The 12,551-nt window shown below is 64.0% G+C and carries 14 protein-coding genes and 1 riboswitch; of the genes, 4 read left to right on the plus strand and 10 right to left on the minus strand.

Going from position 1 to position 12,551, the window contains the following annotated elements:
• Positions 1-155 precede the first annotated feature (155 nt).
• The gene (locus tag ACIPVK_RS14995) at positions 156-1,016 is read left to right on the plus strand and encodes an SGNH/GDSL hydrolase family protein (protein ID WP_407612778.1); all 861 of its coding nucleotides are present in this window, start codon (positions 156-158) and stop codon (positions 1,014-1,016) included.
• 201 nt (positions 1,017-1,217) lie between these two features.
• Positions 1,218-1,385, plus strand: coding sequence for a hypothetical protein (locus tag ACIPVK_RS15000; RefSeq protein ID WP_407612779.1), 168 nt, complete (start codon positions 1,218-1,220; stop codon positions 1,383-1,385).
• Positions 1,386-1,457: 72 nt separating this feature from the next.
• Here ACIPVK_RS15000 and ACIPVK_RS15005 read toward each other — a convergent pair whose 3' ends face one another.
• Positions 1,458-2,618: a homoserine O-acetyltransferase gene (locus ACIPVK_RS15005; protein ID WP_407612780.1), complete on the minus strand. Its 1,161-nt coding sequence runs from the start codon at positions 2,616-2,618 to the stop codon at positions 1,458-1,460.
• Positions 2,619-2,632: 14 nt separating this feature from the next.
• Complete coding sequence (locus ACIPVK_RS15010) at positions 2,633-3,976, minus strand: bifunctional o-acetylhomoserine/o-acetylserine sulfhydrylase (RefSeq protein ID WP_407612781.1); 1,344 nt, start codon at positions 3,974-3,976, stop codon at positions 2,633-2,635.
• A 73-nt stretch (positions 3,977-4,049) separates the two neighbouring features.
• Positions 4,050-4,165: riboswitch (SAM riboswitch) on the minus strand.
• A 167-nt stretch (positions 4,166-4,332) separates the two neighbouring features.
• On the opposite strand from ACIPVK_RS15010, the gene ACIPVK_RS15015 reads away from it, so the two are divergent.
• Positions 4,333-4,977 carry a VOC family protein gene (locus tag ACIPVK_RS15015; RefSeq protein WP_407612782.1) on the plus strand — a complete coding sequence of 215 codons (645 nt, stop codon included), beginning with the start codon at positions 4,333-4,335 and terminating at the stop codon, positions 4,975-4,977.
• A 75-nt stretch (positions 4,978-5,052) separates the two neighbouring features.
• On the opposite strand, the gene ACIPVK_RS15020 is transcribed toward ACIPVK_RS15015, so the two are convergent.
• The 3 genes from ACIPVK_RS15020 to ACIPVK_RS15030 form a co-directional block, all read right to left on the minus strand.
• A complete protein-coding gene (locus tag ACIPVK_RS15020; protein ID WP_407612783.1) occupies positions 5,053-5,322 on the minus strand; it encodes a hypothetical protein in 270 nt (89 codons plus the stop codon).
• Between the two features lie 93 nt (positions 5,323-5,415).
• Positions 5,416-5,709 (minus strand): hypothetical protein, encoded by a 294-nt coding sequence (locus ACIPVK_RS15025; RefSeq protein WP_407612784.1) that lies wholly within the window; start codon positions 5,707-5,709, stop codon positions 5,416-5,418.
• Positions 5,710-5,849: 140 nt separating this feature from the next.
• Positions 5,850-6,662, minus strand: coding sequence for a CPBP family intramembrane glutamic endopeptidase (locus tag ACIPVK_RS15030; RefSeq protein ID WP_407612785.1), 813 nt, complete (start codon positions 6,660-6,662; stop codon positions 5,850-5,852).
• Between the two features lie 63 nt (positions 6,663-6,725).
• Here ACIPVK_RS15030 and ACIPVK_RS15035 point away from each other — a divergent pair, with 63 nt between their 5' ends.
• Entirely contained in the window at positions 6,726-7,568 is an 843-nt protein-coding gene (locus tag ACIPVK_RS15035; protein ID WP_407612786.1) for a phosphotransferase family protein, read from the plus strand.
• Here the strand turns inward: ACIPVK_RS15035 and ACIPVK_RS15040 are convergent.
• The 5 genes from ACIPVK_RS15040 to arfB form a co-directional block, all read right to left on the minus strand.
• Positions 7,565-8,368 (minus strand): DeoR/GlpR family DNA-binding transcription regulator, encoded by an 804-nt coding sequence (locus tag ACIPVK_RS15040; RefSeq protein WP_407612787.1) that lies wholly within the window; start codon positions 8,366-8,368, stop codon positions 7,565-7,567. The two genes, ACIPVK_RS15035 and ACIPVK_RS15040, sit on opposite strands and share 4 nt — an antisense overlap.
• 183 nt (positions 8,369-8,551) lie before the next feature.
• Positions 8,552-9,409, minus strand: coding sequence for a carbohydrate ABC transporter permease (locus ACIPVK_RS15045; protein ID WP_407612788.1), 858 nt, complete (start codon positions 9,407-9,409; stop codon positions 8,552-8,554).
• A gap of 7 nt (positions 9,410-9,416) precedes the next feature.
• A complete protein-coding gene (locus tag ACIPVK_RS15050; RefSeq protein WP_407612789.1) occupies positions 9,417-10,340 on the minus strand; it encodes a carbohydrate ABC transporter permease in 924 nt (307 codons plus the stop codon).
• A 164-nt stretch (positions 10,341-10,504) separates the two neighbouring features.
• Positions 10,505-11,770, minus strand: coding sequence for an extracellular solute-binding protein (locus ACIPVK_RS15055; RefSeq protein ID WP_407612790.1), 1,266 nt, complete (start codon positions 11,768-11,770; stop codon positions 10,505-10,507).
• 344 nt (positions 11,771-12,114) lie between these two features.
• Positions 12,115-12,537 carry an alternative ribosome rescue aminoacyl-tRNA hydrolase ArfB gene (gene arfB, locus ACIPVK_RS15060; RefSeq protein ID WP_407612791.1) on the minus strand — a complete coding sequence of 141 codons (423 nt, stop codon included), beginning with the start codon at positions 12,535-12,537 and terminating at the stop codon, positions 12,115-12,117.
• Positions 12,538-12,551: the final 14 nt, after the last annotated feature.

Here is a 12,551-nt window from a genome sequence, read left to right on the forward strand (position 1 = left end):
GCCGGCGCGCTCGGATTCCGGGCGGGACCAAATGACAGTGGGGTTCCAACTTGTTTCGCTCACCAGACCAGTCAAGCAGAAATTCGCGGCATTCGGCGATTTGCCGCTCAACCTACGCTTAGGTAACTTACGTATTCTTTGATAAGAATATCTTTGTGAACAAAAGCATCGAGACTTCCTCCCCGGCCTCCACCGATCCTGGTACTGCCCGTCATCCATGGACTCGCTATGTCGCATTGGGAGATTCCTTCACCGAAGGCGTCGGCGACGATGACCCGCGCAATCCGGGGAGCTACCGTGGCTGGGCGGATCGAGTTGCCGAGCAGCTCAGCCACGACGTCGATGATTTTGCCTACGCCAACCTGGCCATCCGCGGACGGCTCATCACGCAGATATTCGATGAGCAGGCCGGGGCCGCCCTCGAGCTCAAGCCAGACCTCATCAGTTTGTGCGCCGGCGGCAATGACGTGATTCGTCCGGGCGGGGATCCGGATGCCATCGCGGACAAGCTTGACGCGCTCATGCGCGTACTGGCCACCTCGAATGCAACCATCCTGCTCTTCACCGGTCCCGACATCCGTGACACCCCGGTGCTTGGCGGAATTCGGGGCAAGGTGGCCATCTACAACGAAAACGTGCGAACCATAGCCGCCCGTTACGACGCGGTGGTGGCGGACATGTGGTCCCTGCGGGAGTTGCACCAACCCCGCATGTGGGCGGACGATCGCTTGCACTTCTCCCCCCTGGGTCACCACACCATTGCGGCGATGGCCTTGGACGCGCTCAACGTGCCGCACAAGCTGAAACAACTTGAACCCAGCGAGGCCCAGCTCAAGAACTGGCGAGAGGCACGGCGTGACGACCTCATTTGGGCGCGCACGCACCTGGCCCCGTGGGTCATTCGTCGCGTTCGGCACCAATCCTCGGGCGACGGCATTTCGGCGAAGCGTCCGCTTGCCACTCCGTTCACCGAACAGCCGCCGAACGCCTCCCTGGGAAACGGCCCCGCAATCTAACTGATTGGCGGCCAGGGCCCGCGGGGACCTCGGCCTGGACTCCATCGCCGCACATCACGAATGCAAAACGGTTGGTGAAATCCGTCGAGACTTTTGCCGACGGGTGTTTGACTAGTGCTGGAAGCAAGGGGCCAGGCAAGTTTGCAGCGGCAAGCGACATTATGAGGAGGGCACCCAGTCAACGACTCAGACTCCATCACGATGGATGAATCTCCCACCGAACTGTCGGCGCCCGGGGACGCCGTGGATTTCGGATACGTGGGAGCGGACGCGTCGGATCTTCCCGGAGGGATGGGCGTCGTTTTCGATGCAATGCCCGTGCTCATGGGAGTCTTCGCCGTCGCGCGTCTGAGGATCCTGACCGACTAGGTCTCATACCTCATGGAAAACGAATGGCTCCGGCCGCGGAACAAACCCTGAACCGGAGCCATGTCCGTTTTCCTAGCCGGCGTCGGCTTGCAGGCCGGACTCCCGCGCGAAAATGTTCTCCTCGAGGGCATCGCTGAGTTGCTCGATGTCGGTCAGGAAGCCGTCGTGGCCAATTGGCGACGTGATGTACTGGACCTTGCACGGATTCGGCAGCAGTTTGGCCAGGCGCTCCGATTGCTCGGGCCAGTACAGGCGGTCCGAATCCACGGCGGCCACCAGGAAATTCACGTCTCCAAGTCGTGCCAAGGCAGACTCGATGGAACCGTGGCCTCTGCCAACGTCGTGGCTCATGAGCGCCTCGGTCAACACCAAGTAGCTGTTGGCGTCAAAGCGGCCCACCAGCTTGCTGGCTTGGTGGTCCAGGTAGCTTTCCACCTGGTACCGCCCGCGGTCCAGGCCGGGGCTTGAGACCGGCAATTCGTCCCCTTGCGGTGCCCGCCCGAACCTGACGTCCAGTTCGGCCGCCGTGCGGTACGTGATGTGGGCAATGCGTCGCGCAATCCCCAGCCCCGCCGAAGGGACGAGTTCATTGGCGTAGTAGTCGCCTCCGGCGAACTCCGGGTCCAACCTGATCGCGGCGGTTTGCGCCTGGGCGAAGGCAATCTGCTCGGCCGACGACTCGGCCGAGGAGGCCACCACCACGCAGTTCTTCACGCGCTCTGGGAACTCGACGGCCCACTCCAGTGCGCGGGCCCCGCCCATGGATCCGCCCAGCACGGTGTGCCACGTGGTGATTCCCAGCTCGTCGGCCAGGCGTGCCTCAAGGCGCACCGAATCCTTGATGGTCGTGAACGGGAACCGCGATCCCCAGGCCACGCCATCCGGGTCAAGGCTGGCCGGCCCCGTGCTTCCGGAGCAGCCGCCAACCATGTTCGCCGAAACCACAAAGTAGCGCTCGGTGTCCACCGTCTTGCCCGGTCCCACAAAACCGTCCCACCAGCCCGGTTCCGTCGAGGCGCCGCGCGCAACGTGGCTGTCGCCGGTCAGTGCATGGGCGATGTAGATGGCGTTGGAGGCATCGGCATTCAGCGTGCCCCAGGTTTCGTACCCCAGCACGATTTCCGGCAGCGTCGCACCCGTTTCGAAGGTGTAGGCACCGGTGTGCAGGTGCCGCAGGATGCCATCGGGGGCATAGTCCAACGCCGCTGCGGTTTCTGCGTCATAAAGGACCACGTTCGTCTCCACGCTCACCGGGTGCCCTGCAACTCGACATCACCCAACGAGGCCACGGCCTCGAAGCCTGCATGCAGGTCGGCGATGATGTCGGCAACGTTCTCGATGCCGACGCTCAAGCGGACCAGGCCCGGGGACACCCCGGCCGCAAGCTGTTCGGCCTCGGTCAGCTGCGCGTGGGTGGTGGAGGCCGGGTGGATGACCAACGACCGCACATCACCGAGGTTTGCCACGTGTGAGTGCAGTTCCAGCGCGTCGACGAAACCCTGGCCCGCCACGCTTCCCCCGGCAATCTCGAAGGCGACAATGGCTCCGGTTCCGCGCGGACCGTACTTGCGGCCCCGCTCGAACCACGGGCTGGAGGGGAGCCCCGCGTAGATGACACGCTCAACCTGCGGCTGGGCCTCAAGCCATTGCGCGACCTCCACGGCGTTGGAGACGTGGCGCTCCATGCGCAGAGAGAGCGTTTCCAGGCCCTGGGCGATAAGGAACGCGTTGAACGGTGCAACGGCCGACCCGAGGTCGCGGAGCAACTGCACGCGGGCCTTGAGGATGAAGGCCAGGTTGGCACCCAGGGCACCGTTGACGCCGAGGTCGCGGGCGAACACCAGCCCGTTGTAGGACTCGTCGGGGGTGTTGAAGCCGGGGAACTTTTCCGGATCGGCGGCAAAGTCGAAGTTGCCCGAATCCACAATGACACCGGCGATCGCGGTGCCGTGTCCGCCGAGGTACTTGGTGGCGGAGTGGATCACGATGTCCGCTCCCCACTCGATGGGACGGATCAGGTACGGAGTGGCCAGGGTGTTGTCGACAAGCAGCGGCACACCCGCCTCGTGCGCGATGGCCGAGACGCCTTCGATGTCGAGCACGTCCTGGCGCGGGTTGGAAACCACTTCGCCGAAGAATGCCTTGGTGTTGGGCTTCACCGCTGCGCGCCACCCGTCGAGGTCATCCGGATCGGCAACAAAGGTGACTTCGATGCCCAGCTTGCGCAGGGTGTGCTTGAAGAGGTTCTGCGTTCCCCCATAAAGGCTCGGGCTGGCCACGATGTGGTCGCCGGCCTCGGCGAGGTTCAAGATCGAGAACGTGGTGGCCGCCTGGCCAGAAGCCAGCAACAATGCTCCCACGCCGCCTTCGAGGTTGGCGATGCGCTGCTCCACGGCTTCCTGCGTCGGGTTGCCGATGCGCGTGTAGATCGGTTCCAGCTCGGCCAGGGCAAAGCGTGCTGCGGCGCTTTCGGCGCTCGGGAACACGAACGAGCTGGTTTGGTAGATCGGCAGGGCGCGTGCGCCGGTTGCGGAGTCGGGTTCCTGCCCCACATGGATCTGACGGGTTTCAAAGGACCAGTTGTTAGACATCTCTTCCCCTTCAAGGATTCTAGGGGTATGCCCGAAGCCGACTCCGGCAGAGGCCGTGCCTTGGCTGGGGGCAATCCCGCGCTTGTCCCACGTCTTTTTGACGTAGGGCCTGGTCTTCACCCGGGGCACCCCACCGCGGCGGAGGGTTGCCGTTCAGCAAGCCGGGGCCTTCTGCTGAAACTCATGACCTTGGCAATAAGTCTGGCGCAGGGCTTCATATCTTCGCAACCACGTCTCAAATTGTGACAAGCCGAAAGGCAACCGCACTACCCCGCGGCCGTTTGGGGAAAGCTGCCCCAAAGCAAGTTAGGGCAGCCTAAGTCGAGAGCCAGATCACAAAGTGCCATGATAGGCACATGATGAGGTTGGACCATGTAACTTACGCTTGTGGACCCGACGGCCTCGCGGCAACTGCCGCTCGGATCGGCGAGGCCCTTGGACTCGAATCTGTAAAGGGCGGTGTGCACCCACGTTTTGGTACGCGCAATGTCATCTTCCCGCTGAAGAACAACCAGTACCTGGAAGTTGTCGAGGTCTTGAACCACCCGGCATCGGACAAGGCACCGTTTGGCCAGGCCGTACGGGCCCGTTCCGAACTCGGTGGCGGCTGGATGGGTTGGTGCGTTGCGGTTGATGACCTGGCTCCGGCGGAAGAACGCCTGGGCCGGGGCTCCGTTCCGGGAAACCGGAAATTCCCGGACGGGCAGGAACTGACCTGGCGCCAGATCGGCATCAACGGCCTGATCGCCGATCCGCAGGTTCCGTACCTGCTGCGCTGGGACGACGGGACCGAGGACCTGCACCCGTCAAAGGCACTGGAACCACAGGGCAAGATCTCCTCGATCAGCATTGCCGGCTCCAGCGAACGCGTCGCCGACTGGCTCGGACAGCCCGAGCAGCTGCCCGTTGGCGAGGTCGCTGTTGATTGGCAGGCTCCCAACGGAACGCCGGGAATCCTCTCGGTGACCTTTGAAACGCCCAAGGGTCAAATCACGCTGTAACGACGCAGCGCGAGGAACCACAATCAAGGTGGGGATCGACCGGTTCATCCGGCCGATCCCCACCTTGCTTAATACCTAGTCCGTTCCGCCGACAGCTTCGTCGACGACGTCCAGCAGTTCGTCCTTCAGTATTTCGAAGTGCTTCACCATGATGGACCCGATCGCCATCAACAGTCCGCCGACCAGCAGGACTTGCTGCAGCAGTCCGGTTATCCAGTAGACCAGTTCGGTTCCCGGCAACATCGTGTCGTAGTACCACGGCCAGATCGGATTGCCGATCACGGCCACGATCGCACCGACGGCAGCCAGTACGAAGCCGAGGCGGAGCATCGTTTTGGAACTCAAAAGTTGGGGCATCGTTGCTTCTCGACTTTCTCCACGTTTCCCGGCACTCACCGTCTACCAATGGCAGACAGTTCTCTCGGCCGGTTCCGGCACCTAATCCCGAGGCCGTTCGGGCTGCGCATGCTTGTCTTTTCGGACGGCGGCCACGGCCTCCTCCGCCGAACGAACCACGAAGGAACCGGCCAACAGGAACAGTCCGCCGTAGAAGGCACCTTGCTGGAGCACTGCGGCAAGTCCGCCCACGAATCCCCTCAGCGGGTCGTAGATGTTGCTTTCATTGATCAGCCAGCCCAAGAGCGGCGATGCGACCAGATAAAAGAGGGCTCCCAGAATCCCCAACACCAATCCAACGCGGAACATTTTCTGAGAACTCATGGCCTGGGGCATGTCCAGCTCCTTGGTTGCGGGGCCCTGCCCCGGCAGCGCAGCAAGTTGGTGGCGCGAGCTTTCTGGGGCCTGTCTGCCTTGAGCCTAGCAACGGGCCCCGGAAGCACAAGCTTTCACAAAGAACGTAATCAAACCGTGTTTCAGGAACCCAGCCCGATGGCCGTGCCCACCAGCGCATAGCCGACGAATCCCGCGATATCCAACAACGCATGGGCGATGACCAGCGGCATGACCCTGCCCCGCTTCGAATACACGTAGCCGAAGACCACGCCCATGGCGACGTTTCCGATGAAGGGGCCAATGCCCTGGTAGAGGTGGTAGCTGCCCCGCAGCACGGCACTGGCGAAGATGATCTGCCACTTCCCCCAGCCCAGGCGACCGAGGCGCTCGAAGAGGTACCCGACGACGATGACTTCTTCCAGGATGCCGTGGCGGATCGCGGAGAAGACCAAGACCGGTACAGTCCACCAATAGTCATCCAACGCCGCCGGCACGATGATCGTGGTCAGCCCAAGTGCACGCCCCAACGCGTAGACGCCGAGGGTTCCGATGCCCATGGCCAGAAACAGCCCGGTCCCCCAGCCCAGGTCCCTGAACGGCCGCACCAGGTCGAAGCCGAGCCGGGCAAAGGGGTTGCCCCCGGGAATCCGCCAGAGCAGGTAAAGGACCAGCATCACCGGCACCAGGGCGAAGAAGATGTCCAGCAATTGGTAGGTCAGGTCGAAGTACTGGCGCTGGTTCAGCGAATTGTTCAGCGACGTGGTCTGTGAGCCCAGGGGTGCCCTGGTCATCTTGTCGATGAGGTTCACGATCGCGTAGATGCCCGATTGGCCCAGGGACAAGCCCAGGACGATGAGCAGCTCGATCCTCAGCCCACGGCGGGTCCCGGCGTCTGCCTTCGATCTCCCCGATGCTTCGCTGAACCGGGTGTTCCCCGACGCTTCTGAGCTCATGCCTTCGATCCTACGTGGTGATCCTGTGTACCCACACACCTGTTGACCTGCAAGGATGGATGGGTGACCCGAGAAGCCCTGCCCCGCGAATACAAGCTGGCCACCGCCCTTTATCCGGGGCCGGACTGGAAGGCCGCGCGCGTGGATGAGGGTGGACAATTCCACCTGGTGCTGGTGGCCGAGGGCGAAGCCGTGATGCGGATGAGCCGCACCGCGGAAGCGGCCCGGCAGATGCAACGGCGCGTGGATCTGGTCCAGGCATTGGAGGGCCGTTTCAGCTTCCAGCTGCCCGCCGCGTTGAGCGAGGTCTGGCACGGCGATGGGTGCTCCGCCGTCATCCAGCGCTACGTCCCGGGTGCTCCGCACCTGCCGCACACCGGTGACGCCACCCGCCTGCGCGCCGTGCTCGAGGAGCTCGCGGCCGTCGAGGTCGGGCCGCTTGCCCCGCTGCTGGCCCCGCCCTTTTCCTTCCGGGGCCCGTGGACCGCGCCAAAGATCGAGGCCACCTTGGAGGCCCTGCCCGCGGAGTTGGCCGGGGCCGCGCAGCGGGTCCTGGACGCCCTCCCGGGCTTTGAGGCGGTGGCGCCGGCGCTGGTCCACGGAGACCTCGCCGGCCACAACATGCGTTGGCGCGACGGCGAACTGCTCGGCATCCTCGACTGGGACCTGGCCGCCGCCTGGGACCCGGCGCTGAACACCGCCTACCTTGGCCTGTGGCACGGAGCCCACCTGCTCGAGGACATTGCCCCGAGCCTGGACGTGGCCTGGCGCGCCCGCATCTGGCTCGGAGCCATGTCCCTGGAAAGCGTCTACGACGCCTCGCTGAATCCGGGGCGGGATTCCGCTGCGCTGATCGGGAAGATCCGTCCGCGCCTCATGGCCGCTGCCGAGGCAGCCCGCGGCTAGCGCGCGCCCGGCCTCGATTCGGCAATGATGACGGGAATGCCCGACTCCACCAACTCGCGCTTCTGTTCCTCGGTGATCCCGTCATCGGTGATCAATGCGCTGAACGTCGACCGGGACAGGGTCGCAAAGGCGCTGTGCCCGATCTTCGAGGAGTCGCACACCAGGTAGCTGCGGCGCGCCCGGCGGATCATCAGGTCGTTGATGGAGGCCTCGAACTCGTCCGAGACCGTCGGCCCGATGTTCGCCTCCAGGCCGTTGATGCCCACGAAGGCTACGTCCAAGGTGACCTTTTCCAGCGACTGTTCCGCAAAGGGGCCGACCAGTTCGTAGGACCGCGGGTTCAGCACTCCCCCGGTGACCATCACCTTCACGTGCGTGCGCACCGCCAGCATCGAGGCGATGTTGACGGCGTTGGTCACCACGGTGAAGGTGGTCCGCCCGGAGTCGTTGACCAGCTCGCGGCGCATCCCCAGCTGAGTGGCAATGGCGCTCGAGGTGGTGCCGCCGGAAAGGCCCACCACCATGTCCTGGGTGACCATGGAGGCGGCGAGCACCGCGATGGCATGCTTCTGCACCGCCGCGTCTTCCTTTTGGTAGCGAACCGGCAGGTCGTAGGCCACGGTGTTGGACACCGCTCCGCCGTGGGTGCGCGAGAGCAGCGAGGAGGCGGCCAGCGAGTCCAGGTCCCGGCGTGCGGTGGCGGGCGAGACCTCGAGTTTGTGCACGATGTCGTCGACCTCGATCTTCCCGAACCGGGAAAGCAGTTCGAGGATGGCGTTGAGGCGTTCTTCGCGTTTCACCTTTTCACCCGTCTGTCGTCATGTGGCCGGGTGGGGATCCACCGGCCGATCCGTGGCAAGGAAGCCGTCCGTTGCCCGCGGCCCGGACCACTCGCGGCTTCCGCCGCTGGTGCATCCGGCTCCGCCGAACGGCGGAGGATGAGGTCACCACGGGTTTGGCGAACCGCGCCGCGGCACGGGAACCTACTTTACAGCTCCGGCGGCCAGGCCGCCGATCAGGCGCTTCTCAATGAGCATGAACAGGACGATCACCGGGATGATGGCCACGATCGAGACGCCGAAGACGTACTGCCAGGCCGTGGAGTATTGTCCCACGAACCTGGTCAACGCCACCGACAGCGGCTGGTTCTCCGCGGTGGAGAGGATGACCAGGGAGGCGGCGAATTCGTTCCAGCAGGAGACGAAGGTGAAGATCACCGCGGTGACGATGCCCGGCCAGACCAGCGGCAGGTTGATGCGGAAGAGCACCAGGATCTTTCCGGCCCCATCGATCTGCGCCGCTTCGTCGACCTCCTTGGGAACCGAGGCAAAGAACGAATGCATGATCCACACCGCGAAGGCCAGGTTGAAGGCGGCGTTGATCAGGATCATGGCCAGCCAGGTGTCGTAGAGGTTCATGGCAAGCATCTGCTTGAACAGGCCCGCGGTCAGCACCGCCGGCTGCAGCATCTGGGTGACGATCACCAGGAACATGAAGACCATCTTGCCCGGGAACTTGAAGCGCGCGGTGTAGTAGGCGGCCGGGGTGGCCACCAGCAGCACCAGCAAGGTGGCACATAGGGAGATGACGATGGTGGAGATGAGGTTGAAGGCCACCGGGGTTTCGGGGGTGTCCCACATGGTCAGGTAGTTCGACCACTGCGCCCCTTCCCGCGGCAGGTAGCTTGGCGGGATGGCAAGGATCTCGGCCTGGGTCTTGAGCGACCCAAAGAACATGATCCCGTAGGGAATCAGGAACGCGATGGCGACGAGCAGGCCCACGACCATGCGCCAGATGACGGTTCGGCGGGAGGCACGGTCCTCGGTGATCAGGATCGACATGGGATTCCTAGACCTCCCTCATGGGCTTGACGGTCTTGACGTAGATCGCGACGATCACCAGCACGATCGCGAAGTTCACCACCGAGAGCGCCGAGGAGATGTCCAGCCGGCGGTCGAATTGCAGGACCTTGAAGATGTAGGTCATCAGCGTGTCCGCGCTGTAGCCGGGAATGGATCCGGTGATGATCTTCAGGATCGGCAGGTTGTTGAACACGTTGATGATGTTGATCAGCACGGCCACCGCCAGCGCCCCGCGCAGCTGCGGCAGGATCACGAAGAGGTAGGTTCCCCAGCGGTTCGCCCCGTCCATGCGGGCGGCCTCCAGCGTCTCGTTGGGGATTGCCTGCAGGCCGGCCAGGAGCGTGTAGGTGGTGAACGGGATCGACACGAAGATCGCGACCACGATGGCCACGGCCATCGCCGGGACGGCGTTCTTGGTGAACCCGTACCCCTCGTCCAGGACGCCGATGTCGATGAGGAACTTGTTGAAGATCCCGTAGTTGGGATCCGCCGCGTAGTAGAACACGGTGGTGGTCATGACCACCGATGCCGCCCACGGGACAATGACCGCCATGCGCACCAGGGTCCGCCCGGGGAAGGGCTTGTTCAGGAACTGCGCCAGCGCCAGGGAAATCACCACGGTGAATGCCACCACGACCACCACCCAGACCACGGTGTTCAGCAGGATCCGCGGCAGCGCCGGGTCGGCGAAGACCTTGGAGAAGTTCGCGAAGCCCACGCCCTCGAGGTCGGTGCCGACCTGTGAGATCTTCCGGGTGGAGTTATAGATCATGTACCCGGCGGGGAACACCACGATGGCCAGGATCAACAGGAGCGCCGGGCCGATCCACGGCAGGGCCGCGAGGAACGACCCGCCCTCCCTGGCGGATGTGCGCGCGGACCGGCGCTTCGGGGAGGTTGCGACGCTCATGGCGGGGATCTCCTGCGTTACGGGGGCGGAAAATTGTGTACTTCAACCGCGGGCGGGGCTCCCTCGTTGGAGGTGAGCCCCGCCCGTCTTGGCCGGGTTGAGCCCGGCCCGGTGCACGTGACCGGCGGATGCCGGGGCCTCGTCCGGGGCCGGGGGCGGTGCGGCTAGCTGGCTGCGTCGGCCTTGGCCTGGATTTCCTTCAGGACATCCGCAGCGCTCTTGCCCGTATCGATCTGCCCCATCAACGACTTGAAGGCGCCGTCGGTGGCGTTCCATGCCGGGTTGGTGGTCGGGTAGAAGACCGCGTTGGGCAACATGTCGAGGAACGGCTTGAGCGTTTCGTCGCCTGCCAGCTTCTCGGAGCCGGACTTGGTGGTCGGCAGGAAGCCCTCGGTGGAAACCCAATCGGTGTAGACGTCGGCGGCGAAGAAGTAGTCCATGAACTTCTTGACGGCCGCTGTCTTGGAACCGTCGTTCTTGAATGACATCAGGCGGTCGGCGACGCCAAGGGTTGCCGGCGCACCGGACTTGGTGGCCACCGGCGCGATGCCGTACTCAAGGTCGGGGTTCTCCTTTTCGATCTGGCCAACGGTCTGCGGCAGCCCATAGGCGAAGCCGAGCTTGCCCTGGACGAAGGTGTTGAGCATCGGGGTGCGCTGGGTGGCGCCCGGGTTCTTTTGCGTGGCACCGTCCTTGATCATCTTCTGCATGTACTCGGTGGCTTCGACGTTGGCCGGGGTGTCCACGGCAATGCTGGCGGTGTCGCCGAAGTTGCCGCCGTTGCCGGCGAACCAGATCATCGATTCGCCCTGCGCTTCTTCGCTGCCCAGCGGCATGCCGTAGCCGTCGGCCTTGGTCTTCTCGCTCACGGCCATGGCTGCGTCGTGGAGTTCGTCCCAGGTCTTGGGGACCGAGGAGATCCCGGCTTCCTCCATCAACGTCTTGTTGTAGAAGAGTGCGCGGGCCGAGGCAATCAGCGGCAGGCCATACTGGGTCCCTTCGAGCTTTTCGTTGTCGGCAAACGACGGCTGGAAGTCGGCCACGGTCGCCTCGGAGGCGATGTCGGCGGCCGGGGCCAGCAGGCCCTCGGCGGCGAATTCGGCGAAGGCGCCGCCGTTGTAGATGTCGGGTGCCTTGTTGCCCTGGACCTTCGTCTTCAACACGCTTTCCAGGTTTTCCCAGGACTGGATTTCAAGATTGATCTTCACGTCGGTGTTGGCCGCCTCGAAGTCCTTGATCACGCCCTCCCACAGGGCCTTGGTTCCGGTGGAATAGCTGGGAACCAGCATGTCCAGGGTGGTGACGGCGCCGGGGGCGCCGGACTCGCCGCCCCCGTCCGTGGTGCCGCCGCCGAAACCGCAAGAGGTCAGCAGCAATGCTGCGGCCGCGGCACCGGCAATGAATGTTCCTCGGAGAGTGCGCTTTTTCATCGGTCCTCGCTCCATGTGGTCGGTGTGATCGTTTGGCACTTCACAACGACAAAAATGATGTTATGTGCTTTATTCACAATTAGAACGATCAATAACGCACATCTTCCCTTGATTATGCTGTGACCACGGACACTCAGTCAAGTGGTGGGAAGCCCGAACTCGGGAATTTTCGGCCGTGGACGCGGAAGTCCGGGCAAGGCCTTGTCACCACCGGGTTTCTGCCGCAAGCGCGAGTGGGTGTGGCGGTTCTCCTCCCCGAGCCGCGGACTCGGCAAGGGAGCCAACGCCCCGGAGTGGCAGGAAGCCTGTGGGAATGCGGAACCGAAGGAAATCGGGCGCGGGAGCTACTCGGAGGAGGGGCGCTGGCGCTGCCGTTTCGTTTCCGAACGCCGGCTCTTTGCGGCGAGGCGCCGCTTCTTCGAGCCCCGGGTGGGCTTGGTCGCGCGCCGGCTCGCGGGTTCGGGAGCGAGTCCGGCGGCCACGAGCTCGGAGAGCTTGCGCAGGGCGGTTTCGCGATTGCGAAGTTGGGAGCGTTGTTCGGAGGCCGTCACGGTGAGCACCCCGGCGACGAGGCGACGCTCCAGGCGGGCGGCCAGCATCGTTCGCTGGCTATCGGTGAGCGCCAAGGAGTCCGTGACGCTCCAGAAGAGTTCGACGCGGCTGTCCGAGGTGTTGACGTGTTGGCCGCCGGGCCCGGAGGAACGCGAGAAGCGCCAGCCCAATTCCGCCGAGGGAATCGTAAGCGCGGGCGACACCAACAGATCCATGCATTAAGTGTTGC

Source organism: Paeniglutamicibacter sp. MACA_103 (genome assembly GCF_045798555.1).
In the GTDB taxonomy this organism is placed as follows: domain Bacteria; phylum Actinomycetota; class Actinomycetes; order Actinomycetales; family Micrococcaceae; genus Paeniglutamicibacter.